General features: G+C 65.2%; 24 protein-coding genes. 10 read left to right on the top strand and 14 right to left on the bottom strand.

Going from position 1 to position 26,692, the window contains the following annotated elements:
* Positions 1-191: 191 nt before the first annotated feature.
* The 3 genes from pxpB to AC1RQP_RS01925 are packed head-to-tail and all read left to right on the top strand — an operon-like array spanning position 192 to position 2,756.
* Positions 192-923: a 5-oxoprolinase subunit PxpB gene (gene pxpB, locus AC1RQP_RS01935; protein ID WP_194393923.1), complete on the top strand. Its 732-nt coding sequence runs from the start codon at positions 192-194 to the stop codon at positions 921-923.
* Positions 920-1,957 (top strand): 5-oxoprolinase subunit C family protein, encoded by a 1,038-nt coding sequence (locus AC1RQP_RS01930; RefSeq protein ID WP_492935724.1) that lies wholly within the window; start codon positions 920-922, stop codon positions 1,955-1,957. The genes pxpB and AC1RQP_RS01930 overlap by 4 nt, the downstream gene beginning before the upstream one ends.
* A 31-nt stretch (positions 1,958-1,988) precedes the next feature.
* Positions 1,989-2,756 carry a LamB/YcsF family protein gene (locus AC1RQP_RS01925; protein WP_492935723.1) on the top strand — a complete coding sequence of 256 codons (768 nt, stop codon included), beginning with the start codon at positions 1,989-1,991 and terminating at the stop codon, positions 2,754-2,756.
* A gap of 129 nt (positions 2,757-2,885) precedes the next feature.
* Here the strand turns inward: AC1RQP_RS01925 and AC1RQP_RS01920 are convergent, their stop codons facing one another.
* The 6 genes from AC1RQP_RS01920 to AC1RQP_RS01895 all read right to left on the bottom strand — a co-directional run bounded on the left by AC1RQP_RS01920 (position 2,886) and on the right by AC1RQP_RS01895 (position 10,346).
* Complete coding sequence (locus tag AC1RQP_RS01920; protein WP_035677849.1) at positions 2,886-3,038, bottom strand: hypothetical protein; 153 nt, start codon at positions 3,036-3,038, stop codon at positions 2,886-2,888.
* 202 nt (positions 3,039-3,240) lie between these two features.
* Positions 3,241-4,845, bottom strand: a complete 1,605-nt coding sequence (locus AC1RQP_RS01915; protein WP_492935722.1) for a sulfite reductase subunit alpha — start codon at positions 4,843-4,845, stop codon at positions 3,241-3,243.
* On the bottom strand, positions 4,842-6,623 hold the full coding sequence (locus AC1RQP_RS01910) for a NirA family protein (RefSeq protein WP_492935721.1): 1,782 nt from the start codon (positions 6,621-6,623) through the stop codon (positions 4,842-4,844). The genes AC1RQP_RS01915 and AC1RQP_RS01910 overlap by 4 nt, the downstream gene beginning before the upstream one ends.
* A gap of 334 nt (positions 6,624-6,957) precedes the next feature.
* Positions 6,958-8,121 carry a CmpA/NrtA family ABC transporter substrate-binding protein gene (locus AC1RQP_RS01905; protein WP_239623661.1) on the bottom strand — a complete coding sequence of 388 codons (1,164 nt, stop codon included), beginning with the start codon at positions 8,119-8,121 and terminating at the stop codon, positions 6,958-6,960.
* Positions 8,118-8,708: an ANTAR domain-containing response regulator gene (locus AC1RQP_RS01900; protein ID WP_239623662.1), complete on the bottom strand. Its 591-nt coding sequence runs from the start codon at positions 8,706-8,708 to the stop codon at positions 8,118-8,120. The genes AC1RQP_RS01905 and AC1RQP_RS01900 overlap by 4 nt, the downstream gene beginning before the upstream one ends.
* A gap of 582 nt (positions 8,709-9,290) precedes the next feature.
* A complete protein-coding gene (locus AC1RQP_RS01895) occupies positions 9,291-10,346 on the bottom strand; it encodes a hypothetical protein (RefSeq protein WP_239623663.1) in 1,056 nt (351 codons plus the stop codon).
* A gap of 417 nt (positions 10,347-10,763) precedes the next feature.
* Here AC1RQP_RS01895 and rimO point away from each other — a divergent pair, with 417 nt between their 5' ends.
* Positions 10,764-12,083 carry a 30S ribosomal protein S12 methylthiotransferase RimO gene (rimO, locus tag AC1RQP_RS01890; RefSeq protein WP_492935720.1) on the top strand — a complete coding sequence of 440 codons (1,320 nt, stop codon included), beginning with the start codon at positions 10,764-10,766 and terminating at the stop codon, positions 12,081-12,083.
* Between the two features lie 114 nt (positions 12,084-12,197).
* On the opposite strand, the gene AC1RQP_RS01885 is transcribed toward rimO, so the two are convergent.
* From AC1RQP_RS01885 to AC1RQP_RS01875, 3 genes are all read right to left on the bottom strand, one after another.
* Positions 12,198-12,617 carry a carboxymuconolactone decarboxylase family protein gene (locus tag AC1RQP_RS01885; RefSeq protein WP_492936361.1) on the bottom strand — a complete coding sequence of 140 codons (420 nt, stop codon included), beginning with the start codon at positions 12,615-12,617 and terminating at the stop codon, positions 12,198-12,200.
* On the bottom strand, positions 12,550-12,981 hold the full coding sequence (locus AC1RQP_RS01880; protein ID WP_239623665.1) for a MerR family transcriptional regulator: 432 nt from the start codon (positions 12,979-12,981) through the stop codon (positions 12,550-12,552). The genes AC1RQP_RS01885 and AC1RQP_RS01880 overlap by 68 nt, the downstream gene beginning before the upstream one ends.
* Before the next feature lie 434 nt (positions 12,982-13,415).
* On the bottom strand, positions 13,416-14,357 hold the full coding sequence (locus AC1RQP_RS01875; protein WP_492935719.1) for a hypothetical protein: 942 nt from the start codon (positions 14,355-14,357) through the stop codon (positions 13,416-13,418).
* 335 nt (positions 14,358-14,692) lie between these two features.
* Here AC1RQP_RS01875 and AC1RQP_RS01870 point away from each other — a divergent pair, with 335 nt between their 5' ends.
* On the top strand, positions 14,693-15,331 hold the full coding sequence (locus AC1RQP_RS01870; protein ID WP_492935718.1) for a hypothetical protein: 639 nt from the start codon (positions 14,693-14,695) through the stop codon (positions 15,329-15,331).
* Between the two features lie 268 nt (positions 15,332-15,599).
* Entirely contained in the window at positions 15,600-16,790 is a 1,191-nt protein-coding gene (locus tag AC1RQP_RS01865) for an acetylornithine transaminase (protein WP_492935717.1), read from the top strand.
* A 165-nt stretch (positions 16,791-16,955) separates the two neighbouring features.
* Here the strand turns inward: AC1RQP_RS01865 and AC1RQP_RS01860 are convergent, their stop codons facing one another.
* From AC1RQP_RS01860 to pcsA, 3 genes are all read right to left on the bottom strand, one after another.
* Positions 16,956-17,930, bottom strand: coding sequence for a quinone oxidoreductase family protein (locus AC1RQP_RS01860; RefSeq protein WP_028178771.1), 975 nt, complete (start codon positions 17,928-17,930; stop codon positions 16,956-16,958).
* Positions 17,931-18,005: 75 nt separating this feature from the next.
* Entirely contained in the window at positions 18,006-18,740 is a 735-nt protein-coding gene (locus AC1RQP_RS01855; protein ID WP_492935716.1) for a TerC family protein, read from the bottom strand.
* Positions 18,737-19,504 carry a phosphatidylcholine synthase gene (gene pcsA / locus AC1RQP_RS01850; protein WP_492935715.1) on the bottom strand — a complete coding sequence of 256 codons (768 nt, stop codon included), beginning with the start codon at positions 19,502-19,504 and terminating at the stop codon, positions 18,737-18,739. Before pcsA ends, AC1RQP_RS01855 begins: the two co-directional genes overlap by 4 nt.
* An 87-nt stretch (positions 19,505-19,591) precedes the next feature.
* On the opposite strand from pcsA, the gene AC1RQP_RS01845 reads away from it, so the two are divergent.
* Positions 19,592-20,776 (top strand): UbiH/UbiF family hydroxylase, encoded by a 1,185-nt coding sequence (locus tag AC1RQP_RS01845; protein WP_239623671.1) that lies wholly within the window; start codon positions 19,592-19,594, stop codon positions 20,774-20,776.
* 6 nt (positions 20,777-20,782) lie between these two features.
* On the opposite strand, the gene AC1RQP_RS01840 is transcribed toward AC1RQP_RS01845, so the two are convergent.
* On the bottom strand, positions 20,783-21,736 hold the full coding sequence (locus AC1RQP_RS01840) for an AEC family transporter (protein WP_028178767.1): 954 nt from the start codon (positions 21,734-21,736) through the stop codon (positions 20,783-20,785).
* 106 nt (positions 21,737-21,842) lie between these two features.
* Here AC1RQP_RS01840 and hspQ point away from each other — a divergent pair, with 106 nt between their 5' ends.
* On the top strand, positions 21,843-22,175 hold the full coding sequence (hspQ, locus tag AC1RQP_RS01835; RefSeq protein ID WP_061881708.1) for a heat shock protein HspQ: 333 nt from the start codon (positions 21,843-21,845) through the stop codon (positions 22,173-22,175).
* 72 nt (positions 22,176-22,247) lie between these two features.
* Here hspQ and AC1RQP_RS01830 read toward each other — a convergent pair whose 3' ends face one another.
* Entirely contained in the window at positions 22,248-23,066 is an 819-nt protein-coding gene (locus AC1RQP_RS01830) for an invasion associated locus B family protein (protein WP_492935714.1), read from the bottom strand.
* A 259-nt stretch (positions 23,067-23,325) separates the two neighbouring features.
* On the opposite strand from AC1RQP_RS01830, the gene AC1RQP_RS01825 reads away from it, so the two are divergent.
* Positions 23,326-25,170, top strand: a complete 1,845-nt coding sequence (locus tag AC1RQP_RS01825) for an extracellular solute-binding protein (protein WP_492936360.1) — start codon at positions 23,326-23,328, stop codon at positions 25,168-25,170.
* Between the two features lie 4 nt (positions 25,171-25,174).
* Positions 25,175-26,677: an AMP-binding protein gene (locus AC1RQP_RS01820; protein WP_492935713.1), complete on the top strand. Its 1,503-nt coding sequence runs from the start codon at positions 25,175-25,177 to the stop codon at positions 26,675-26,677.
* The last annotated feature ends 15 nt before the right edge of the window (positions 26,678-26,692 follow it).

Below are 26,692 nucleotides of genomic sequence, written 5' to 3'. Positions count from 1 at the left end.
GGGCCAAGAGGGTCCCAATAACGCAGGGCCGCCGAGCTGTTATGCGACGCGATAACAAGGCTTTATCGGCTCCCCTTGCATTAATTTATTGGACTTGCGGGCGCATTTACGCGAAGCAGGGGTGACGCGGAACTCAACGTCGAGCCCGCGCACTTCCAAAAGTCCGATTTCGACAGCTCTTCGACAGCTCAATGGCCGCGACGCTTCCCCCGCCCCGCCTTCTGCCCAGTGGCGACAGCGCCGTCACGGTCGAGTTCAGCCGCACCATCGACGAGGACGCCAACCAGCGCGTGCTGGCGCTCGACAAGGCGCTCGCGGCAAGCCCCATCGACGGCATCACCGAGACCGTGCCGACCTATCGCTCGCTGCTGGTCCACTACGACCCCGAAAAGATCGGTTTCGACGCGCTCGGCGAAAAGATCCTCCCGATCGCCACCCGGCCGCTGCCGCCGGTCACCAAGGCGCGCCGCTGGCGCATTCCCGTCGCCTATGGCGGCGAGCATGGCATCGACCTCGAGGATGTCGCGAAGGCGCTCAACACCACGCCCGACGACATCATCGCCCGGCATGCGGGCGGCGACTACAAGGTCGCCATGATCGGCTTCACGCCGGGCTGGTCCTATCTCAGCGGCCTCGATAAATCGCTGCACATGTCGCGGCGGCAGAATCCGCGGCTGCTGACGCCGGCCGGCACGATCTCGATCGGCGGCATCCAGGCCGGGATCCAGTGCCTCGCCGCGCCGAGCGGCTGGCATCTGCTCGGCCGCACGCCGGTGCGCACCTATCAGCTCCACCGCAATCCGACCTTCCTCACCGAGCCCGGCGATCGCGTGACGTTCTTCGCCATCGACCACAAGACGTTCGCGGACCTGGACCGCGCCGCGGAAGCCGGCGAGATCGTCGCCGAGCAGGTGGACGCATGAGCCGCCTCGTCGTCGCCAGCGTCGGCCCTGCAAGCTCGGTCCAGGATGGCGGCCGCTTCGGCGCACAGCGCTATGGCTTGACGGTCAGCGGGGCGATGGACCGCCTGTCGCTTGCGGCAGCGAACACGCTGGTCGGCAACGAGCCGTTCGCGGCCGCCGTGGAGATCGGCCCGTTCAGCGCCTCCTTCACTGCCCGCGACGGCGCCGTCCGCGTCGGGATATCAGGCGCGCCGCGCAATGCGGACGTCGCCGGAAACCCGGTCGCGATGGACACATCGGTGACGCTGAAGGACGGCGAGACCTTGACGCTCGGTTTTGCCCGCGGCGGCGCCTTTACCTATCTCGCGATCGAGGGCGCGATCAAGGGCGAGCCGGTGTTCGGCAGTCTCGCGGTCAATGCCCGCGCCGGCCTCGGCAGCCCCTACCCGCGCCCCCTCCAGGCCGGCGACGAGTTCAGCGTCGATGCTGCGAGCGGCGCGCCGGAACTACGCATCGAATTGCCGAATCCTGCGACAGGTCCGATCCGGGTCCTGCTGGGCCCGCAGGATGACGAGTTCGACGAGGCCAACAAGGCGCTGTTCCTGGACAGCGAGTGGAAGATCTCGGCAACCTCCGACCGCATGGGCTACCGGCTCGAGGGCCCCGCGATCAAGCATCTGCACGGCCACAACATCGTCTCCGACGGCACCGTCAACGGCAGCATCCAGGTGCCCGGCAACGGCGCGCCGATCGCACTGATGATGGATCGCGGCACCTCCGGCGGATATCCGAAGATTGCAACCGTGATTACGGCCGATGTCGGCCGCCTTGCCCAGACCTCGGCGGGAACCGCGTTCCGCTTCAAGGCCGTCAGCATGGCCGAGGCGCAGGACGAGGCGCGTAAGTTTGCACGGTTGATCCGCAGCCTGCCCGATCGCCTGCGCTCCTCCGACACCGTCGCGCTCAACATCGCGGCGCTCAGCGATGCCAACGTTGCGGGCTATGCGGTGAGCGCCATGGACGCAGGGACTTGGCAGGTCGCGGCCGAGCCGTAAGCTACAACGAGACCAGAGGCGGAGAGCACCCATGAAGACAGTCGATCTCAATTGCGACCTCGGCGAGGGTTTTGGCGCGTGGGAGATGGGCAACGACGCCGCCATGATCGAGCTCGCAAGCTCGGTCAACGTCGCCTGCGGCTTCCATGCCGGCGACCCTGATATCATGCGGCGGACGGTTGAGCTGGCGAAGGCGCGCGGCGTCTCGGTCGGCGCGCATCCCGGCTATCGCGACCTGCACGGCTTCGGCCGCCATCCGATCGCGGGCCTGAAGGCGTCCGAGATCGAGAACCTCGTCGCCTACCAGATCGGCGCGCTGCAGGCGATCGCGACCGCCGCCGGCCACAAGGTGACGCATGTGAAGGCGCATGGCGCCCTCTCCAACGTCGCGTGCGAGGACGACATGACCGCGACGGCGATCGCCGCCGGCATCAAGGCGGTCGATCCCAGCCTGATCTTCGTCGTGCTCGCCAATTCGAAGCTGGTGAAGGCCGGCGAAGCGGCCAATCTGCCGATGGTGCACGAGGTCTTCGCCGACCGCGCCTATGAGGACGACGGCAACCTCGTCTCGCGCAAGAAGCCCGGCGCGGTGCTGCACGATGCCAAGGCGATCGCCGACCGCGTGGTGCGCATGGTGCAGGACGGCGCGGTGGTCTCGGTCACCGGCAAGGTCATCAAGATGCGCACGGACACGGTCTGCATCCACGGCGACACGCCCGGCGCAGTCGACATCGCGCGCGGGGTGCGTCAGGCGCTGAAGGATGCGGGGATCGAGGTCGCGCCGTTCAAGCGCGGGTGAGGTACGACAGGTGCCGTAGGGTGGGCAGAGCGAAGCGTGCCCACCAAACCGAAGTCGTATATTGAGAGTTGGTGGGCACGGCGCGAAGAGCGCGCCCTTGCCCACCCACGAGAGCTCTAAACGAGAGCTCTAAAACGGATGCACCGAGAGCGTCCCGAACACGATCGCCGCGATGACCGCAAACGCGCTGTAGAGCGCCAGATGATGGGCGTTCGCCCGGGTCTGCCGCGAGAGCGAGCGCGCGTAGAAGTGCAGCCTGGCTTCCGCCGATAGTTCGCGCATGGTCGATCTCCAACGCCCCATTTGCGGGAGTATGAGGGATCAACCAGGGCGGGAGGCAAGATGGTGGCGCAAATAGCGATGCGCCTCCTCCGAGGCGGCCGTCTCGCAGACGTAAATTCTCTCAAGGCTCGGGTTCCGAGAATCTTATTCGTTCAAATCCGAGCCAGTCGGAACCGGCTCGGATAACGGCGAGCGGCAGCGGTCAGTACACATCCGCCTGGAAGCGGCCGCTCTTCTTCAGCTCGGCGACGAAGCTGACGGCTTCGTCGGTCGAACGCGCGCCGAACTGGGCGACGATATCGACCAGCGCGCGCTCGACGTCCTTGGCCATGCGCTTGGCGTCGCCGCAGATGTAGAAATGCGCGCCGTCGGCAAGCCAGGTCCACAACTCGCGGCCGACCTCGCGCATGCGGTCCTGCACGTAGAACTTCTTCTCGCCGTCGCGCGACCAGGCAAGCGACAGGCGCGTGAGCACGCCCGATGTCTTCATGGCGTTGAGCTCGTCCTGGTAGAAGAAATCGCAATCGCTGCGCTGATGGCCGAAGAACAGCCAGTTCTTGCCGGGCGCGCCGGTCGCCTTGCGGTCGAGCAGGAAGGCGCGGAACGGCGCGATGCCGGTGCCGGGACCGATCATGATGATCGGCGTCTTCGGGTCCTGCGGCAGGCCGAAACCATGCGCCTTCTGCACGTAGACCTTGAGCTTGTCGCCGTCATTGATGCGCTCGCCGAGGAAGGTCGAGGCGACGCCGAGCCGCTTGCGCTTGCCGATGACGTAGCGCACGGAGTCCACCGTCAGCGACAGCCTTCCGGGCGTCGCATTGTGCGAGGACGAGATCGAGTAGAGCCGCGGCTGCAGCGGCTCCAGCGCCTCCACGAAGGCCTCGGGATGCGGCCGCATGCCGGAAAACTTCTGGAGCGCCGCCATCACGTCGAGGGTGGCGGCATCGCCGTCGGGATCCTCGCCCTGCGCCAGCGCCCGCGCCTTCTCGCGCGCCGCGCCGCCGGTGATGAACGAGATCAGCTCGAACAGCGTGTCGGGTGCCGGCGACAGCGAGACGTCGTCGATCAACACCTCGCGCAGCGTCTTGCCATTGACCTTGGTCGTGTGGGAGGCGCCGAGCAGCGCGATGATCTGGTCGACGAGGCCGACATCGTTGCGTGCGAACACGCCGAAGGAATCGCCGACGACGTAGTCGAGCTTGCTGTCGGAGAGATCGAATTCGACGTGATAGGTCTCCTTCTCCGACTTCCCCTTGTTGAGAAGGCGGCGCGACAGGAAGGTTGCGGTCACGGGATTGTCGCGCGAGCGTCCCGGCTCTGCGATCGTCACGGTCACGGCCGGCGCCGCGGCGTCCGCCTTGTCGGCCGATTTGGCCACCGGGGCCTTGTCGAGCTCCTCGTACAGCGACTTCAGCATCCGCGCGGTTTCCTTGCCGCCGGGAACGCAGAGGTTGAGCCGTGCTTCGCTGCGGCTCGCGATCGCCTCCGAATAATCGTGGCAATTGTAGCCGCACTGGCCGCAATCCTGCTGCGCCATCGCCGCCATCATCTTGCGGCGCACCGGCCGTCCCTCGGCGAGCTTTATCCGCTCGGCAATCGGCATGGTCTGGTCGTGCCACGGCGCCTCGCCGTCGTCGCCGTCACCGGCTTGCATGACGGCCGCGCCCTGCTCCGCCGACAATGGTGTTGCGGCGTCAGGCGACAGCAGGCCGGCGAAGAAGCCGTTCAGCCAGGAGCGCTGCGCGTCGGAGAACGGCGCGCTGGGTGGGATGATGTCGAGCTTGGGCGGAGGGGTGATCTGGTTCATGCGGACACCTGTGCATCGGCAAGCTTGCGCAGCGTTTCGCCGTCATGGCGGCGCGCAAAAGACAGGAACGTTTCCTCGGGCGAGGAGCGATGGGCGATGTAGGCCTTGAGCAGCGCTTCGACCGTCTTCGGCGCGTCCTCGGCCTTGAGGTCGTGATAGACCTCCTGCCCGACATCGGCGTCGGGCCCGAACCCGCCGCCGGTGAAGAGGTGGTAGCCCTCGACCGTGTCCTCTTCGCCGACCGGGACGCGGGCTCCGATCAGTCCGATGTCGCTGATGTAGTGCTGGGCGCAGGAATGGTGACAGCCGGTGACGTGGATGTTGACCGGCTTGTCCATCGCGACGCGCGGCTCGCACCAGTCGCCGATCTCGGCGGCATGGCGCTTGGTGTTCGCCGCGGCGAAGCGGCAGCCGGCATTGCCGGTGCAGGCGATCAGCCCGGCGCGGATGTGCGAGGCTTCCACGGCGAGCCCGATCTGCTTGATGGCCGCGACCGCTAGCTCGACATTCTCGTCGCGCACGCCCGGGATCAAGAGGTTCTGCCAGACCGTGAGGCGGATCTCGCCGTCGCCAAGGTCGCGCGCGACCTTGGCGAGGCCCCGCATCTGATCGGAGGTGAGCTTGCCGAGGGTCAGCGACACGCCGATCCAGTTGAGGCCCTCCTGCTTCTGCTTGTGCACGCCGACATGCGCCATGCGGTCCGCCGCGGGCCGCGGCGCGAACGCCTCTTCCGGCACGCGCGTGAACGGCGCCTTCAGCCGCTCCTCAACCAGCTTGAGGAAGCCGTCATGGCCCATGGCGTCGAGCACATATTTCAGCCGCGCCTTGTTGCGGTTGGTGCGGTCGCCATGGTCGATGAACACGCGCACGATGGCGTCGGCGACGGCGGTCGCCTGCTCCGGCTTGACGATGATGCCGGAATATCTTGCAAAGTCCTTGTGGCCGGTGATGCCGCCGAGGCCGAGGCGGAACCAGACGCCGGGCTCAACGCCGAACCTGTCCTTCACCTCGTAGGCGGTGAAGGCGATGTCGTTGGTCTCCTCGAGCACCGCGATCCTGCCGGCACCGTCGAAGGCGACGTTGAACTTGCGCGGCAGGCCGTAGAGCGAGCGATCGTTGAGGATGTGGTAGTGCCATTCGCGCGCAAAGGGTCGCGTGTCGAGGATCTCTTGCGGATCAATGCCGGCCGTCGGCGTCCCTGTTACGTTGCGGATGTTGTCGGCGCCGGAGCCGCGCGAGCACAGGCCGAGCTCCTGGATGCCCTCGAGCAGCTTCACCGCATGCTTCGGCGGTATCTCGCGGAGTTGGAGATTGGCGCGCGTGGTGACGTGGCTATAGGGGCCGCAGAGCTCATCGGCAAGATCGGCAAGGCCCGACAGCTGCCAGTGCTTCATGATGCCGTTCGGAATGCGCAGGCGGCACATGTAGGAATCCTGCGTCGGCGCGACGTAGAAGATTCCGTAATAGCGCCAGCGGAAATTGTCAGCCGGGCTCGGCGGCGCGTTGTCGAGCGCCTGCTGGCGCAGCCGCGGATACGCGTCGAACGGATGCTCGTCGCGCTTGAACTTCTCCTGGTCGGCGAGCTTCCTGCCCGACGCGATGACCTTGTCCTGCGCCTTGATGTGCACGGCATCGGGACCAATAGGCTCGGCATTCGCCTTGCCGGCACCCGCGCCGAGACCGCGGCCGACCCGGCTGATCTGCAAGCCGGTCGTGAAGCCTTCGAGATAGCGTTTCTGCTCGTCGGTGAAGTCGACTGAGAGCGTTTCGATTTTCATGGTCGGTAACGAAGCTCCTGCGGCCACCAAAGTGGCTTCGACGGGAATTGTGCGACCCGCGGGAAACTCGGCCGGCTCGAGAGCCCGCTTCGCAACCCGACGGTCCATTCAGCTTCGTTGCTGTGGGACTTGGCTCAGCAGGCACCTATGACAAGCTGGCCGCAGTGCAACATTCAAGTTGCGTGCCAGCTCGGTCGAAATAAAAAGTCTCTTAATATCAGACGATTAGGATACGCCCTGGAAAATACTGGTCCGAGAGCTCTCCCGAAATTCGAGCAGTCAGCCCAAACATTAGCCAACAAACTTACGTGCTCGAAAACGAAGCAGATCCGAATCAAGTCTTCCAACGCCCGACCTCGAAGGCCTCGAGATGCCCCCGGATGTTGTCGGGATCGAAGACGGGCCCGGCAAAGGCGCCGAACGCCGCTGGAGCTTCAATGGGCGCCCTGCTGCCAAGCGCCGCGTCGTAGAGGTCCGGCCTGAACACCGCCATCGCCGTCTTGACGCCGTCGGGGGTCAGCGCCGTCTGCCCCCAGCGCACCATCTGGGCATAGAGCCAGGCTGCCTGGACCGGATCGGGGCGCCCTGCCCCTTCGCGCCCAACGAGGAGGTAGCGGCCGCTTTCACGGAAGGTACCGTCGGGCGAGATCTTGAGGCGTCCGGTGAGGGTGCGCTGAATGACCTCGGCATCGACGCCGATCCGCTCCGGCTGGGCCAGGATCTGCGCCGCCTCCGTGCGGTTCTCGGGATGCTCGATGAACTCGGCGGCTTTCACGGCCGCGCGCACCAGTGCTGCAACCACGTCCGGATTCTTGTCGGCCCAGGTCTGGCGGACCGCCAGCACCTTCTCCGCCGCACGGACCAGGATGTCGGAGACGAAATGCAGGATATGCCCGATGCCGAGATCGACCGCGACCGAATTCCAGGGCGCGCCGACGCAGAACGCATCGACATGGCCGTTCTTGAGGCTGTCGACCATGAAGGGCGGCGGCAGCACCACGAGGCGCACGTCCTCGTCGGGATCAACGCCCGCTGCAGCCATCCAGAACCGCAATTGATAATTGTGGGTGGAGAACGGGAAGGTCATGCCGAAGGTCAGCGGCTCGGCCCCTGCCTTGCGCCTGATGGCAACGACCTTCGCCAGCGCCTTCGCAGTCGCCATCGGGTCAAACCGATCGCCGTCGATCTCCTCCATCAGCGCGGCATGGAGCGCCGGCGACACCGTGATGGCATTGCCGTTGATGCCGAGATTGAAGGGCGCGGCGATCGGCACCTTGACGTGACCGAGCCCGAGCGAGGACGCGATCGCCACCGGCGCCAGCAGATGCGCGGCGTCGAACAGGCCGATATTGAGCTTGTCGCGGACGTTGGACCAGGACACCTCGCGCACGAGCTCGACGTCGAGCCCTTCGGCTGCGGCAAATCCCTTGTCGACGGCGACGATCAGCGCCGCAGCATCGACCAGCGGAATGAACCCGATGCGGAGGGGAACGGTCATTTCAGCATCTCCGACGCGGTGATGATCGACTGCGCGATCTCGCCGATTTTCTTCTTCTCGCGCATCGCCGTGGAGCGCAGCAGCACATAGGCCTCGTCTTCGGTCAGGCCCTTCACCTTCATCAGAATGCCCTTGGCGCGCTCGATGACCTTGCGGTCCTCCAGCTGCGACTTGGTCCGCTCCAGTTCCTCCTGGAGCTTGGCGAAGGCGTTGAAGCGGGACACGCAGAGGTCGAGAATCGGCTTGATGCGCTCCTTCTTCAGCCCGTCGACGATATAGGCGGACACCCCCGCCTCGACGGAGGCCTGGATCGAAGCTGAATCACTCTGGTCGACGAACATGGCGATCGGCCGCTTCACGGCCCGGCTGACCTGGAACATCGCTTCCAGCACGTCGCGGCTGGGGTTCTCCAGGTCGATCAGGATGATGTCGGGATCGACCGCGTAAATGCGGGCGAGCAGGCTCTGCATCTCACTGATATGGACCACCTGCGTGAATCCGGCCTCCCGCAATCCCTCCTCCAGGATCGCAGCCCGGATCGGGCTTTCGTCGACGATCACGATTTTGGGCGACTGTTCGGCGCTCATGGCTCACTCGCGGCGGGTGATTCATCCATAGCACGCCGGTACGCCCTGCAAAGGGTTGTAATTATGGCAATTGGGACTAGCTCAGGCCGGTCAATCAGGCAGTTCAGATATGGATCAGACGGCTGCGCCCAAGGTCAGCTTCGTGTCGCTCGGCGGCGCCCGAGATGTCCCTCGCGCACCCATCGGGTACCTTCACGCGTAGCCTGAACTCCGGACACAAGCGTTGCCGATCTTAGACATGCATAGTCTTGTCGACTTCAGCCCGCACCGGAAACATCATGCCACAGGAAAAGCTAACCAAGGCCATGCCGAGGATGAAACCGGCTCATCGCAGTTTTGCGTACACGGTGTCGAAGCGACAGTTCAAGATCAAGGCGCGCCCTTTTAAAAAAATGGCGGCTCCTCGAAGAATCACGAGGTTGGCGTGATCGGTCACGATTGCTGATCGACAATCGCTTTTCGAGCATCATGTGCCGCAGAAGCGGCTCTCAATGGTCGGCCTTAATGCTTGGATCAAGCGCTTCGCACGCCAAGGACGGATGTCAGAGTGCGATGTGAGGCAGCTCTGTGGCGCTCTCCTATCTAAGAATCGAACTTGATTGCAGGCCCGATGATCGCGTCGGTCGAGTGGTGGATCGCCCACGCCAGCTTGTCGATGAACTCGAACTCGAACAGAGCTTCCGGATCATCCCCGAAGTGATATCGGGTGTTGCGCAGGAATGCGAAGCCCTTGTCGCGCAGTTCGTCTTTCCACGCCGGATCCCGCGTGCCTGCATACGCATATCCAATGTCGACGGCGTAGTTCTCGACGGATTCGGCCAGCTTGAACATGTCGCCCAGCTTCAGCATCCCGGCCGCATCGCCCATGCCCTGGAGGCGGAAGCTCGTCATGCGGTTCTTGGAGTTCGCGTCGAGCTCGGCTTCCGTCCAACGCATGATGCCGGCGGCGACGCCGCGGGCGAAGCCTTCCTTGATGAACTTCACCTGGATGTTCCGGAGCGCCTGCTTCGCCGCGGCGCGGTCGGCGAACTTGAGGATGACGTCTGGGATCATGGAGGCGATGCTGGCCGCCGAGAACGCTCCCTTCAGGCCGGCCTTGAACATCGCGCCGCGAGTCGGGGCGCCCGTCGCCGGCGAGACCGAGGACTTGGGCTTGGTCCCTCCCCCGCCGCCGTGCGCTGCGATATGCATCTTCGGTCTCAGGGCGACCGGCTCGAACTTCAGCGCGTTCACCCCCTGCAGCCGCATCTTAGCAATGTCCTTGGTGTTCTGGCTGAGGAGCACGGGATTCCTGATATTCCGGACATGCGCGCTGGCGCGGACATGGGCGACCATCTTGGCGTCCCCATGCCCAAGCCCCGCGGCAGTGGCCTGATCGGTCCACGCCCGCACCTGGGCAAGAGGGACCTGCGAGGCCATGGTATCGACCTGGAGGCCGAAGCGCTGCAGGAAGGCTTGCCGCTGCGCCATGTTCTGCGCACCAGCCTTCGAGAAGAGGAACTCGGTCTCGACATGCTTGGGAAGAAGCATCTTGAAGCCGTCCCTCTGCATGCGCGCCAGTTCGTCGAGGCCGCCCTGGAGCGCGCCGGACTCGATGTCGATAAGAAGGCTGGTGTCGAACCAAACGACGGTGCTCATGGCGAAGCCCTGTTAGAAGAGGATTTGAACTGTGTATGTGTCCGGGCCGCTCGGAGGGCGATAATCTTGAGAAAGCGGGCTTCGTGGGGCACGCTCGATTGGCATGGCTCTTACTCCGAAGCAGACGAGCAAATTGTAGTTCTTTGTAGCAATCGCTGGACGACACGTTCAAAAGCATCGTCGGCTAAAATAATCCGGCGGAAATTCTCCAGTCGGGGTTGTCTCGCACTCGTCCAGCTTGCTTCCATACGCGTATGGCTACGCGGTAATGAGGCCACGTCCAGCTACTGCCAGATCGCGTCGCAATATATGCGCGAGCGCTGCCGCATGGAGCACGTTAGTTATTGAATTTCGGCATTGGATCAATTAGTTGGATCGCGTATCCGAACAATCCAGATGTAGGCTCCAGGCGATTACATGGACAGAGCGCCGCGTATTTCATTCACGTCACTCGGGTGCCCCAAGGCATTGGTGGATTCCGAGCGCATCATCACGCGGCTGCGCGCGGAGGGCTATGAGCTCGCCCGCAAGCATGACGGGGCCGACATCGTCATCGTCAACACCTGCGGCTTCCTCGACAGCGCCAAGCAGGAATCGCTCTCGGCGATCGGCGAGGCCATGGCCGAGAACGGCAAGGTGATCGTGACCGGCTGCATGGGCGCGGAACCGGAAGCGATCGAGCAGGCCTATCCCGGCGTGCTCTCCATCACCGGCCCGCAGCAATATGAGAGCGTGCTCGATGCCGTGCACCGCGCGCTGCCGCCGGCGCACAATCCGCATCTCGACCTGGTGCCGCCGCAGGGCATCAAGCTGACGCCGCGCCACTACGCGTACTTGAAGATCTCCGAGGGCTGCAACAACCGCTGCACCTTCTGCATCATCCCGAAGCTGCGCGGCGATCTGGTCTCGCGCCCGGCCAACGACGTGCTGCGCGAGGCCGAGCGCCTGGTCGGCGCCGGCGTCAAGGAACTGCTGGTGATCTCGCAGGACACCTCCGCCTACGGCGTCGATCTCAAATATGCCGAGAGCCCGTGGAAGGACCGCCAGGTCCGCGCCAAATTCCTCGACCTCGCGCGCGAGCTCGGCGAGTTCGGCGCATGGGTCCGGCTGCAATACGTCTACCCCTACCCGCATGTCGACGAGGTCATCGCGCTGATGAACGAGGGCAAGGTGCTGCCCTATCTCGACATCCCGTTCCAGCATGCGAGCCCCGAGGTCTTGAAGGCGATGAAGCGTCCGGCGGCGCAGGACAAGACGCTGGCGCGGATCAAGCGCTGGCGCGAGGAATGCCCCGATCTCGCTTTGCGCTCGACCTTCATCGTCGGCTTCCCCGGCGAGACCGATGCTGACTTTGCCTATCTGCTCGACTGGCTCGATGAGGCCGAGATCGATCGTCTCGGCTGCTTCAAGTACGAGCCGGTCGCCGGCGCAACGTCGAACGCGATCGAGAACCCGGTACCGGAAGAGGTCAAGCAGGCGCGCTACAACGCGCTGATGGCGCGGCAGCAGAAGATCTCGGCACGGCGGCTGAAGCGCAAGGTCGGGACGCGCCAGCAGATCATCATCGACGAGGTCGGCCCGACCGTCGCCAAGGGTCGCTCCAAGGCCGACGCGCCGGAGATCGACGGCGCGGTCTATCTGACGAGCCGCCGCCCCTTGCGCGTCGGCGAGATCGTCACCGCCAAGATCGAGCGCGCGGACCAATACGATCTGCACGGCAGCGTCGCGGGGTTCTGAGAGGCACGGCGTCAGGCCAGCCATTCGGTACCCAGCGCTGCGGCTTGGGTGCGCGGAAGAGATCGCATGCACTGACCAATGCTGCCGAGCAGAAGAGGGTTTGAGGCGAGGTGGTCATGTCGCTTCTCCAGACGCCCGCTGTTCGTCATGCGCGGCGAACACCTCCTTGGCTGCGAATAGCCCGTTCAGCGCAGCCGGGAAGCCCGCATAGACGGCCATCTGCATGATGATCTCCACGATCTCGTCGGGAGAAAGCCCGACGTTCAGACCCGCCTCGATATGCACTTTGAGCTGAGGCGCGGCATTTCCGAGCGCCGTCAGCGCGGCGATCGTCGCGATCTCTCGATCGCGGAGGCCGAGGCCCGGGCGGCAGTAAATGTCGCCGAAGGGAAACTCGATCACGTATCGTGCGAAGTCCGGAGCTATATCGGCGAGCGAAGCGATGACTTTTTCGCCGGCACTGCCGTCAATGCGTGACAGGGCCCGCTGGCCGCGATCGAAGCGGCTTTCGGCTTGTGTTTGGGCGTGCGTCATTTTCCTTCGTCCTCTGTTCGTCGCCGGCGTAGCCGGCAATCTTGGTATCAAGGACGAGCAGGCATTCCTGGAGTTCGGCAATCTGCGTGCGAACCTGTTCTCGATGGATTTCCAGCATCTGCCGCCGGGCTGGCCCGGTGGCGTCGCCGTCGTCACGAAGCGCCGCGTAACGCAACATGTCCCGGATTGGCATTCCGGTGGTCTTGAGCCGACCGAGGAATGCGATCCATGTCAGGATTGATGCGTCAAAATCACGTTGACCGGAGCGATCCCGGTCAGCGTATGGAAGCAGCCCGATGCGCTCATAGTAGCGCAGCGTGTGGGTCGACAAGCCGGTTCGTTTTGCAAGGTCGCCGATCTTCATTTGTGCCCGTTCTCGTACTGACGCACGTACAGATACCCCTTCGAGCGCGCTCTAAGTCAAGAGGGATCGAAGGGGCCGCGAGGTCAAGCAAGAGCTACGGCGCGGTGTACCTCACGAGCCGCCGCCCCTTGCGCGTCGGCGAGATCGTCACCGCCAAGATCGAGCGCGCGGATGCGTACGATCTGCACGGCAGCGTCGCGGGGTTCTGGCGCGCTTGCGCGGCGACTACCACTCCATCACCGTCATCCTGAGGCGCTCGTTCTGCGGCGCAACCGCGCCGTAGAGCGAGCCTCGAAGGACGACGGCCCGGCTGCATCCCGGCCGCTCATCCTTCGAGGCTCCGCTTGCGATGCGTCGGCATCGCAAGCCTCGCACCTCAGGATGACGGGGCGACATGCGGGTTCGCTACACTCAAAACGACGATGTGGATGCAGTTAGGCCAGCCATTTCGGCACCCAGCGCTCCGGGCGCGGAGCGCGGGCGAGATCGGCCTTTGCCTCGGAGAGCAGCGCCGGCTCGCCGTCGATGGTCGGCCGCAAATCGTATTCGAAATTCGGCATGATCCTGCCATCGGCATGGAGCCCGAAATGCATCGTGTACCACAGTCCGAGCGCGGGCTGCGCGCGGCGCATCTCCTCGCGCAGGTCGCGCAGCAGGGACTCGATCGATGCGGCCTCTTCGAACGGCTGCGGCCCGCGCGAAAGCACGCGCGCCTGGTATTGCGCGCCGACGATCGCGATCTCGAAGCGGGTCTGGTCCCAGGGCTTCTTGCCCTTCGGCAGATGCGCCGCCAGCCGCCAACCGAGCTCGGCCATCAGCCGATGATTGGCCCAATAGTCCTCGCGATCCCGGCTCCACTTTTCGACGAAGCCACGGAAGTCGGGTAGCTCCGACGATGCCTCATCGGGCGCCGCGGCTTCGCCATGCGGCCGTCCGGCGAGCCATTGCGCGAGCTCACCCGTCTGGGCCTCAACCTCGTCGTGTGGCTTCAGATCGCTCCAGGCGTTGTCGAATTGCTGCGACGTCAATTTTGCGAGCAGCCCGTCGAGGCTCGGTGCGAGCAGTTCGTAGTCGCCCTCCGATCCCAGCCCCACGATCGGCGGATTGTCCCGGTCGAGACCGGCACCATACCAGCCACCCACGGCCGAGCCATCCGGCAGACGCATGAACAGCGAGAACCTGTCGCGCAGGGGACTGCCGTCGACGATCGGCGCATGATCTGCGAACTGACCTTGCAGCGCGAAGCAGCCGACGCTGCCCCAGGGGCGCCCCTCGAGCCAGCCGGCAAAGTCGACCAGCAGCCGCGGCGTCTCGATCCCCGGCGGAAATGCGCCGCGAATGCTGTCGAGGTCGATTGGATAAGGCGTGTCGGACAAGGCTGAAACTGTCTCGTTGGTCCCGCCCTCTTGGTCTGAGCCGCCGTGCGTCCGGTTCGAACCAATTGGCGTACCTCGATCACAAACGCGCCAGCGCCTCGATGGTTTCTGCGGGGCGACAATGAAATGGCGGGAAACCAGCGGTATTCCGGAGCGGACTATGCGCGCGCCGGTAACCGCGTCGGCCTCATTCGCACGCTTCGTCGTCTCGGCTGCCGCAGCGCTACGCGCGAGACAGCCAGCGGAGCGTATTGTGACACTATAGTGCATTCACGCAGAGGTCACGGACTCGGCCTAACTCTGCCCGCGCTTTTCAACGCGAGCGAGGAACGAGGATGAGCCTCTCGGGTATGCTGCGCACACAGCGCTTCGACGATTACCGCTTCTACCACCAGAGCACCGTCAACCAGACGCTGCATCTCTTCAGCGCCGTGATCTTCCTGTTTTGCTACGCGCTGCTGTTCGTAGACCCCGCGCTCGCCGGCATCGTCGGCTGGCTTGCAATGCTGACGCGGCAGACCGGGCATTTCTTCTTCGAGCCGAACGGCTATGACGCCGTCAACGACGTCAGCAACGAGTACAAGGAAGCGATCAAGGTCGGCTACAACCAGACCCGCAAGATCATTCTGCTCTTCGTCTGGGGCAGCGCGCCGATCGCGCTGTATTTCTATCCGACGCTGTTCGGACTTTTCGATGCGCCGGCCGGGCGTCTCGACTTCATCCGGCATGTCGGCACGCTCTGGCTCGCGATCGGCATCGGCGGCGGACTGGCGCGCATGCTCCAGCTCTTCGTCACACGCGACCTCACGACCGGCCTGGTATGGGCGTTCAAGGTGCTGACCGACCCGTTCCACAACATCGCGCTGTACTGGAATTCGCCGCTCAAGCTGATGCGCGGCGAGCTGATCGACACCGCGATTGCGGACGCGGATTGGGGCGACGAAGACGCCGAGGAAGCCGCTCACCTGACCTGACCGATGCACGCCAGGCGGGTGTTCGGCAAAACGCCCGCTTGACAAGCCCCCGCAATCGCATGTATTGCCGCGCCCCATGATCAACCGGACCAACCAGCGCACCGCAATGCTCCGTCGTCGCTCCCGCGACGATGAGAGGGTGCGCCATGTCCGACGACGCCGCTGAACCACTAGAATTCAGCTCAAGTCTTCGAGAAGGCCGCACCCGCAAGGTGCGGCCTTTCTGCTTTTTGCGCCCGTTTCCCACCCGCCTCCAGAGGAGATCGACATGACCACGCATCCGTATGACGCGCTGATGGACATCACCGCACGGCCCAAGACCGTGTTCGTCCGCGGCGCCGGCTCCTACCTCTGGGACGACAGCCGCAAGCGCTATCTCGATTTCGTGCAGGGCTGGGCCGTGAACTGCCTCGGCCACTCCCCACCCGCGGTCGCTGACGCGCTTGGCGCGCAGGCCAAGCGGCTGCTGACGCCGAGCCCGGCCTTCTACAACGAGCCGAGCCTCAAACTCGCGCAGGCACTCGTCGAGAACACTGCTTTCGATCAGGTGTTCTTTGCCAACTCCGGCGCGGAGGCCAATGAAGGCGCGATCAAGCTCGCGCGCAAATTCGGCAGCGTGCACAAGGGCGGCGCGTTCGAGATCATCAGCTTCGAAGGCGGCTTCCACGGCCGGACGCTGGCGACGATGTCGGCCTCGGGCAAGAAAGCGTTCGAGCCGCTGTTCGAGCCGAAGGTCGCAGGCTTCAAGAAGGCAAGGCTCAACGACATCGCCTCGGTCGAGAAGCTGATTAACGACAACACCGTCGCCGTGATGCTGGAGCCGATCCAGGGGGAATCCGGCGTGTGGCCCGCGACCGACCAGTTCCTGCAGCAATTGCGCGCGCTCAACGAGGCGCACGGCCTGCTGCTGATCTTCGACGAGATCCAGACCGGCATGGGCCGGACCGGCAAGCTCTTCCACTATGAGCACACCGGGATTGCACCCGACATCATGACGCTCGGCAAGGGCATCGGCGGTGGCGTGCCCCTCGCCGCGCTGCTGGCGACCGAGCGCGCCTCCTGCTTCGAGCATGGCGACCAGGGCGGCACGTTCAACGGCAACCCGATCATGTGCGCGGCGGGGCTCGCGGTGCTCGAGGAGGTCGGCAAGCCGGACTTCCTGAAGGCGGTCACCGAGGCAGGCCTCCTGCTCGAAAGCGAGTTGCAGAAAGTCTCGGCCCGGCACGGGCTCGGCGGCGTACGCGGACGTGGGCTCCTGCTCGCGCTCGATCTCAAGCTGCCGATCGCGCCGGGCATCGTCGCGCAGGCGTTCGAGGCCGGCGTGCTCCTGAACGCGCCGCAACTCGACACGCTGCGCTTCATGCCGGCGCTCAACGTCACGAAGGCAGAGATCGCCGAGATGATCGATTGCCTCGACGGCATCCTGACCAAGGCCGGCGCGGCACGGCGGGTGGCGTAAGGCTGTCTCGTGCCCCGGACGCAGCGCAGCGCCACTTCGGCGGTGCGCTGCAGAGCCGGGGCCCATCTCTGCGCATCGTGCGGTGCTTCTGGGTCCCGGCTCTGCGCCGCAACGCGTGCGCGTTGCAGCTTGTCCGGGACACAGATGCGGATGACGACGGAAGTCCTACGGCTTCAAGATCGACGCGCCCGTCGTCTTGCGGCTTTCGAGATCGATATGCGCCTTGGCGGCGTCCTTGAGCGCGTAGGCGTGGTTGATCGGAACGTGCAGCTTGCCGTTGATGACGGCGGCGAACAGCGTGTCGGCACCCTCCAGCAGTTCCTTGCGCGTGCCGACATAGTCGTTGAGCTTGGGCCGCGTCGCGAACAGCGAGCCGTGATTGTTCAGCTCGGCGATCGAGAATGGCGGCACCGGACCTGAGGCATTGCCGAAGGAGACGAACATGCCGCGCGGTTTCAGGCAGGACAGCGACCCCGGAAAGGTGGCCTTGCCGACGCCGTCATAGACGACGTCGCAGCCCTCGTTGCGGCTGATCTGCTTCACGCGGGCGACGAAATCCTCCTCGTTGTAGAGGATGACGTGATCGCAGCCATTGGCCTCCGCAAGCTCGGCCTTCTCGCGCGAGCCGACCGTGCCGATGACATGGGCGCCGAGCGCCCTCGCCCATTGGCAGGCCAGCAGGCCGATGCCGCCGGCGGCTGCATGAATCAGCACGCGGTGATGCGGCTCGACCTTGAAGGTCTTGTGCAGGAGATACCAGACCGTCAGCCCCTTCAGCATCAGCACGGCGCCCTGCTCGTAGGTGATGTGGTCGGGCAGCTTGACCAGCTTCTCCCAGGGGATGTTGCGCTCGCCGGTATAGGCGCCGAGATTGTGATAATAGGCGACGCGATCGCCGGGATGAAAATTCGTGACGCCAGGCCCGACCGCGACGACCTCGCCCGAGGCCTCGTTGCCCGCGATGAAGGGCAGCCCCGGCGCCTTGTAGAGGCCGGTGCGGTAATAGACGTCGATGAAGTTGAGGCCGACCGCATGCTGGCGGATGCGCACCTCGCCCGGCCCAGGCGCCGGCACGTCGACGCTCTCATAGACCAGGGCCTCGGGGCCTCCGACCTTGTGCACGCGGATGGCTTTGGTCATCATTTGACCTCCTCTTCTCGCGACTGAGCGAAAGCCATCGCGCCAGCCTTGTCAACTCGGGGCCGGCCGCAACGATCAAGCAGACGACTTGCCGGCCTTCCTGCGGTTGCGCTTGGCCAGCACGTTGAAGAATTCCACCGCCGCCGAAAACGCAATCGCGAAATAGATGTAGCCGCGTGGAATATGAAACGCCAATCCGTCCGCGACCAGCGCGACGCCGATCAGCACCAGGAAGGCCAGCGCCAGCATCTTCGTCGTCGGATGCTCCGCAACGAATCGCGACACCGGGCCGGACGAAATGTACATGATCAGGCATGCGATCACGACGGCCGCGACCATGATCTCGATGTCCTGCGCCATGCCGATCGCGGTGATGATCGAATCCAGCGAGAACACGATATCGATGACGATGATCTGGACGATCACCCAGAAGAAGGCGTTCCGGCCGGACTTGTGGTCGCCCTCGCCTTCATCGGCCTCGACCTCGGCGTGAATCTCGTGCGTCGCCTTGGCGATCAGGAACAGGCCGCCGCCGATCAGGATGAGGTCGCGCCAGGAGAAGTCGTAACTTGCAAACGAGAACACCGGCGCAGTCAGGCCGATCAGCCAGACCAGCACGCTGAGCAGGAGGATGCGGAACACCAGCGCCAGCGCGAGCCCGATCTGGCGGGCGCGGTACGCCTGGTGCTCCGGGATGCGCGAGACGATCACCGAGATGAAGATGACGTTGTCGATGCCGAGCACGATCTCGAGCGCCGTCAAGGTGAGAAGCGCGGCCCAGGCTTCCGGGCTGGTCAACAGGTGCATCACGCGAAGGATCTCGCCAGGCGGATCAAGGCGTCGCTGAAGCTGATCCAGAGCGCGATGGCGCAGAGCACGATGGTCACGCCGGCGCCGACGCGGAAATCCATCGCCAGCGTGTAGACGCCCAGCACCGCCCAGATCGCGATCAGCGACATCGTCAGCCAGCGCAGCCGCACGACGCGGACCGGATGCAGCACGTGGAACGGCACGAAGGTCAGCACGACGAGCGCAGCCACCAGCAGCGTCGACCAGAGCGGCGGCCAGTGCAGCAGGAACAGGTAGAACGCCACCGCATTCCACAGCGCCGGGAAACCGCGGAAATGATTGTCGTCGGCCTTCATGCGCAGATCGGCGAAATATAGTGCGCTGGTGACGATGATGGCGACGCCGAGCAAGGGAGCTGCGACCGGCAGCAACAGCCCGCTCGCCACGATCGCGTAGGCCGGCACGAAGACATAGGTGACGAAGTCGACCACGAGGTCGAGCACGTCGCCCGACCAGTTCGGCTGCACGTTCTTGACGTCGAGCCGGCGCGCGATCGGCCCGTCGATCGCATCGATGATGAGGGCGACGCCGAGCCACTGAAACATCGCGGACCAGTGCTCGCGCACGGCCTCCAGCATCGCCAACAGCGCGATCGCCGCGCCGAACGCGGTGAAGATGTGCACCGAGAGCGCCGCGGCGCGGATCGCCGGTCTCGGTTTCAGGGAATCCTGCTGGCTATCCATGGCTTCTGCTATCAGAATGGGACCGGTTTGCACATCCGCCATTGCGGCGCTCCGTCGCACAATTCGTCATAAAATCAGGCAAAAATCAGCGGGCTTGAATTCGCCGCCGGCCGTGTCCAATGTCGTTCCATGACAGACGCATCGACACTCCATGACACAGCCGTGATCGGCGGCGGACCCGCGGGACTTGCGGCGGCCATCGCACTAGCGCAGGCGGGTGCCCGGACCGCGCTGGTGGCACGGCGCGTGCCCTACGCGGACAATCGCACCACTGCGCTGCTGGGTGCCTCCGTCGATCTCCTGGAAGGCCTCGACGTCTGGCCGCGCTGCAAGGACAAGGCGGCCGCGCTCGAGGTCATGCGCCTCGTCGACGACACCGGCCGGCTGTTCCGCGCGCCGGAGGTGCGATTCTCCTGTCACGAAATCGGACTCGACGCGTTCGGCTACAACATCGACAATCGCTCGCTGATGCTGGCGCTGGAAGGGCGCGCAGGCGAGCTGCCCAACCTCGTCCGCTTCGACGACGAGGCCGAGAGCGTCGTCATCGAAGCCGACGACGTCGCAGTGCGCACGGCCTCCGGACAATTTCTCTCGGCCCGCCTGGTGGTCGGCGCCGACGGCCGGCACTCGCTGTGCCGCGAGGCCGCCGGCATCGAGGTGACGCGGCGCGAGCTGAACCAGACCGCACTGACCTTCAACGTCAGCCACGCACGGCCGCACCGCAACGTCTCGACCGAGTTCCACACGCCGCACGGGCCTTGCGTGTTCGTGCCCCTGCCCGGCGACCGCTCCAGCGTCGTCTGGGTTTCGGCGCCCGCGGAGGCCGAGCGCCTTCGCAGCTTGAGCGACGAGGAGCTGTCCGGCGCAATCGAGAAGCAGTCGCATTCGATCCTCGGCCGCATGACGGTGGAGCCCGGGCGCAACCTGTTCCCGCTCGCGATCGAACGTCCAAGATCCTTCGGCCGCGACCGCATCGCGCTGGTCGGCGAAGCCGCCCATGTGGTTCCGCCGATCGGCGCCCAGGGCCTCAATCTCGGCCTGCGCGATGCCGCCGACATTGCACGGCTCGCGAACGATGCCATCGCCTCGGGGCAGGATCCCGGCGCGGAGGAGATCCTCAAGCGCTACGACCGCGCGCGGCGGCCGGACATTTTGAGCCGCACCTTTGCGATCGACATCGCCAACCGCTCCTTGCTCAACGATTTCCTGCCGCTCCAGCCGGTCCGCGCCGTCGGCATGCACCTGCTTGGCGCCATCGGCCCGCTCAGGCGATTTGCAATGCGCGAAGGCTTGACGCCGACCTGGCGGCGATAAGCCTCCTCACGGAAACGCCAGCCGCCCGCTCTGGATCGCCCACATCACGCTGGTCAGCGTGACCACCGAGGCGAAGGTGCCGAGCAGCACTGCCACGGAGGCGGATTCGATCCAGGCATCGTTCTGCCGGGCGATCACGAACACGTTCAGCGCCGGCGGCAGCGAGGCCATCAGCACGGCGGTGGCCGCCCAGGGCTGTGCGAACGGACCGAACGCCAGCATCAGGCCGAACGCTGCGAGCGGATGAATCAGGAGCTTGACCGCGATCACGCCCGGCACTTCCCACGGCACCCGATCGAACGGGCGCAGCGCCACGGTCACACCGAGCACGAACAGCGCGGTCGGAGCGGCTGCGTTCTGGAGGAAGGTGATGGTGCGATCCAGCGCGACCGGCAGCTCGATATGCAGGGCGGCGACCGCGGCGCCGAAGCAGGCGGACATGATCAGCGGGTTGAGCACGATCTGCTTCAGCACGACGCCGAAGGCGTGCACGAGCGAGGGATGGTCGCGGTCGGAGAGCTCGATCAAGAGCGGCACGATCGTGAACAGGAAGATGCTGTCGCAGCAGAAGATCAGCGCAGTCGGCGCCGACGCCTTCGGCCCCAGCACTGCGAGCGCCAGACCCGGCCCCATGTAGCCGATATTGCCGTAGCCGCCGGACAGACCTGCGAGCGTCGCCTCGCGCAGCGTCAGCCGGCCCAAGACCTTGCCGACGACCAGCGCCAGCGTGAACGCGGCAACCGTCGACAGCGTGGTCGCGACCAGGAATGGCGGGTTATTCAATTCCGAAAACGGTGTCTTCGACATGATCGCGAACAGCAGCGCCGGCAGCGACACGTAGAGCAGGAAGAAGTTCATCCAGGCGAGGCCCGATTCCGGGAGGGATTTGACCTTGCCGCAGGCGAAGCCGACGAAGATCAAGCCAAAATAAGGCAACGCCAGATTGAGGATATCGACCATTGATGAAGTGTTTTCTGAAGGCTTGGGGGCTATCCGCCCCGGAAACGAGGGTTAATTCCAGACGAGGGCACTAGCATCGGCCACAATCCTGGTCTATCGACGGGGAATGATTAAAGCGCGGACCGCGAAATTCCAGATCGGACAGGTCGTTCGCCACCGGATCTTCTCGTTCCGGGGGGTGATCTTCGACATCGATCCGGAATTCAACAACACCGAGGAGTGGTGGCTGTCGATCCCCGAGGAGGTGCGGCCCAACAAGGACCAGCCGTTCTATCACCTGCTCGCGGAGAACGCGGAATCGGAATACGTCGCCTATGTCTCGGAGCAGAACCTGTTGCCGGACGATTCCGGCGAGCCGGTCCGGCATTCCCAGGTCGCCGAGATCTTCATCAAGGACAAGGCCGGCGGCTATCGCCCCCGCAACTCATCCCTGAACTGATCGTCGCCGGTTGGCGGCCAGCAAAAAAGGCGCTCGAAACGAGCGCCTTTTTCATATCGAAATCTCGCCTGATTACTTCTGGCCGGTCGGAGCCGCGCCAGCGGCGCCGCCCTGTTGCTCGAGCTTCTTGCGCTGCTCGTCGGCCTTCTTCTGAAGCTCTTCCTGAAGCTTCTTCTGGGTTTCCTCGAACACCTTCGGATCGGTCGGCGGACCGTCATAGGCCTTCTGGAATTCGCCGGCGAGCGGCAGCGGCAGGGTCAGCGGCGCGCCGTTGGCATTGATCGCCTGGACAACGAGATTCTGACCCTTCTTCATGTTGTTGATGAGCTCGGGCGTGGCCTCGTAATCCGACATGCAGCCGTTCTGGAAGCAGATCACATAGGGCTGCTGCAGCGGTGGGTTGTTGTCCACGATGATGCGGGTGCCGTGCACGAGCTGCATGCCGAGCGGCAGCGTCACGCGCAGGATCTTCTTGGGCTCGCCTTCCGGCTCGATGATGACGGCCGCGATGACCGGCTGTCCCGACTCGATGCGGCCGTCCTTGCCGGTGAAGCAGACTTGCTTGGCGTTGGCATCCTGGCCCTTGAGACAGAACTTGGTCCAGGGGGCATAGATCAGCTGGATCTGCTGGTCAGCGGGCTGGGCCGCGCCCTGCTGCCCGGGAGCGCCCTGGGCGGGAGCCTGCTGGGCCTGCGGAGACGCTGCCGGTGCCGGAGCCTTGGGGGCAGCCTTGGGAGCCGCTTTCGGGGCCGGAGTCGCCTTGGGTGCGCCCGGGGCTGGCGCAGGGGTCTGGGCCTCGGCGGCAAACGGAATGGCCAACGCCGTCGCCGTCAACAGGGCGAGAAGTCGCCCGCGCGGCCGGACGGACGCGGCCAAGTAACGGAAATTCATTGCGGAAAACCCTTTCTGAACGGGAAGTGCCCGAACCGCTCCGAAGCGCCGAACCTGGCCGCCTTGGGCGCGGCTCTCTCCCCGTCAATTGAGGCGGATAGGTGACGGGCTCGACGCTCTTGCGCGATTGCCCGCCTTTTAACGTGGCCGACGAAAAGATCAATGCCGACAACCGCCTTTGGCCGGCTTGGCGCCAACGCCCCACCAAATTCCCTGTGATAGGATTCAGGCCCGCCGGTCGTCGAATCACCGTGTGCCGATGTTCATGTTCCAGCGCCTTCTCGAAGGCTTCGGCGTCCGCCTCTGCGTCCTCGCCCTCGCTGTGGTCACCGGACTTCCGGCAGGCGGCGCCCGGGCCGAGGAGGCTCATGCCATCGCCATGCACGGCAAGCCGGCGATGCCGGCCGACTTCACCCACATGCCCTACGCCAACGCCGACGCCCCCAAGGGCGGCCGCTTGACCTGGGGTATTCTCGGAACCTTCGACAGCCTCAATCCCTTCATCGTGAGAGGATTGGCCGTGCAGCAGATGCGGAGCTACGTGGTCGAGAGCCTGCTCGCACGCGGCAATGACGAGCCGTTCACGCTCTATGGCCTGCTCGCCAGGACGGTCGAAACCGACGACGAGCGGAGCTTCGTCACCTTCCGCCTCGATCCGCGCGCCCGCTTCTCCGACGGCAAGCCGGTAGCGGCCGAGGACGTGCTGTTCTCCTGGCAGCTGCTGCGCGACCACGGCCGCCCCAACCTCCGGCAGTACTACGCCAAAGTTGCCAAGGCCGCGGCGCCCGATCCCCTCACCGTCCGCTTCGATCTCGCGGGCGCCAACGACCGCGAGCTGCCGTTGATTCTCGGCCTGATGCCGGTCCTGCCGAAGCACGCAGTCGACGTCGCGGCCTTCGAGGAGACGACGCTGACGGCGCCGGTCGGCTCGGGCCCTTATCGGGTCGCGGCCGTGAAGCCCGGAGCCAGCGTGACGCTGACCCGCAATCCCGACTATTGGGGCCGCGACCTGCCCGTCAATCGCGGGCTCTACAATTTCGACGAGATCCGGCTCGATTATTTTCGCGAGGCCAACGGCCAGTTCGAAGCCTTCAAGCGCGGGCTCTACGATTTTCGCATCGAGCACGAGCCGCTGCGCTGGCACGACGGCTACGATTTTCCGGCCGCCCGGAGCGGCGAAGTGATCCGCGACACCGCCAAGCCCGGCGTGCCGCAGCCTTCCGAATTCCTGGTGTTCAACACCCGCCGTCCGATCTTCGCCGACATCCGGGTGCGCCAGGCCCTGACGCTGCTGTTCGATTTCGAGCTGGTCAACCGCAATTACTTCTTCGGGCTCTATTCGCGCGCTGCCGGCTATTTCGCCGGCTCGGACCTGTCGGCCTATGGCCGCCCGGCGGATGCACGCGAACGCGAGCTGCTCAAGCCGTTTGCCGCACGGATTCCGCCCGATATCATGGATGGCAGTTATCGCCTGCCGGTCACCGACGGATCGGGCCGCGACCGCACGACGCTGCGCGCCGCGCTGAAGCTGTTGTCGGAGGCCGGCTATGATCTCGACGGCACCGTGCTGCGCAATCGCGCGACCAAGACGCCCTTCACCTTCGAGATCATGGTGACGACCCGCGACCAGGAGCGCATCGCGCTCGCCTTCCAGCGCGACCTCAAGCGCGCCGGCATCGAGCCGACCGTTCGCTCGGTCGATCCCGTGCAGTTCGACCAGCGCCGGCTCGCTTACGAGTTCGACATGATCCAGAACCGCTGGGACCAGTCGCTCTCGCCCGGCAACGAGCAATATTTCTATTGGGGCAGTGCTGCCGCGGACAATCCCGGCACGCGCAATTACATGGGCGCCAGGGATCCCGCGGTGGATGCCATGATCGCTGCCCTGCTGGAGGCCCGTGAACATACGGATTTCGTCCCGGCGGTGCGGGCGCTCGACCGCGCTCTGATCGCGGGCTTCTACACAATCCCGCTGTTTAACGTATCGGAGCAATGGATCGCGCGCTGGAATCGGATAGAACGGCCCAAGGCCATCTCGCTCTCGGGCTATTTGCCGGAGACCTGGTGGGCGAAGGGGCAGCCGCAAGCTCATCAGGCAAAGTGACGCCGTGAACCAGCCAGCAATATCGCCGACGCTCGACACGCTGTTTCAGCGCACGCTGATGCGGCAGCCGCACGCGCTCGCTCTGCTCGATCCCCTCAACAAGGCGCGCGTGACCGGGCACCAGCCGCGGCGGATGACCTATGCCGAGGCTGATACGGCCATCGAGGCGCTGTCGGCGCATTTCGTCGAATCGGGCCTGCCGGCCAATTCCGTCATCGCGATCCAGCTGCCTGCTACCGTCGAGTTCGTGCTCACCGTGCTGGCGGCCCATCGCGCCGGCCTCGTCGTCGCGGTGCTGCCGCTGCTCTGGCGGCATGCGGAACTGACCGCCGCGCTCAACCGTACCGCGGCGCGCGCCATCGTCACCATGAGCACGGTCGACGGCGTCAGCTATGCCGACCTCGCGATGCATGCGGCCGCCGAAGCCTTCTCCATCCGTCACGTCTGCGGCTTCGGAGGCGACCTGCCCGAAGGCATGGCGTCGCTCGACGACGTCCTCGCCAGCCCGCCCGGCCTGACGCGCGCCGTGATCCAGGACGGCCGCAAGGCGGCGATGATCTCCTTCGACGTCACCGCCGAAGGCTTCCGTCCGGTGCCGCGGCCGCATTTCAGCCTGATCGCCGGGGGGCTCGCCATGTCGCTGGAAGCAGACATCCGCCAGGGAGCGACCGTGATGGCGGCGTTCGCCCCGATGTCGTTCGCGGGCCTCGCCTCCTCGCTCGCGGTATGGCTGCTGTCGGGCGGCACGCTGGCGCTGCATCACCCGTTCGAGAACGAGGTGCTGGAGCAGCAGATCAACGAGCACGAATGCGAGGTGCTGATTGCGCCGGCGCAGCTCGCGCTGCGGCTCGGTGATGCCGACCTCGCGGCACGGCTGCCGACCGTGCGCAACGTCATCGGCCTGTGGCGCGCGCCCGAGCAGGTCGCGGCGAGCGATGCCTGGATCGCGCCGCATGCGCCGCTGACCGACGTCTATCTGTTCGGCGAGGCCGGACTGTTCGGCACCCGCCGCGGCGAGGACGGCATGCCGGTGCCGGTCATGCCCGGGCCGCACGGCGCCCCGCGCGAGCAGTCGGGCTCCTCCATTGCCGGCGAAATTCTGCTGACGCCGAAGGGCACGCTCGGCCTGCGCGGCGCGATGGTGCCGATCGCGGCCTACGCCCCGCCGCTACCGGTCGGCGAGACGCTGACCGCGCAGCCGCCGCGCGACTATGTCGACACCGGTTACGCCGCGCGGCTCGACCGACCGAGCGGCGCGATCTGCATCACTGCGCCGCCCTCCGGCATCATGGCCGTCGGCGGCTATCGCTTCCTCTCCAACGATCTCCAGGAATGGGCGCGCCGGCTCGGCCAGGGCGCCCTGCTCACGGCGCTGCCCGACCGCCTCTCGGGTCACCGGCTGGCCGGACGCGCCCAGGACAACGCCCGCGCCCGCGAGGCGCTCAGCGAGCTCGGGCTTAACCCCCTGATGGTCGAGGCCTTTCGCGACCGCTCCGGGTCGGTCTAGGCATAGTTTTGCCCG

The sequence above is a fragment of the Bradyrhizobium sp. GW821-FHT13H06 genome (assembly GCF_058803975.1).
This window is presented reverse-complemented; position numbering and strand designations above follow the sequence as displayed.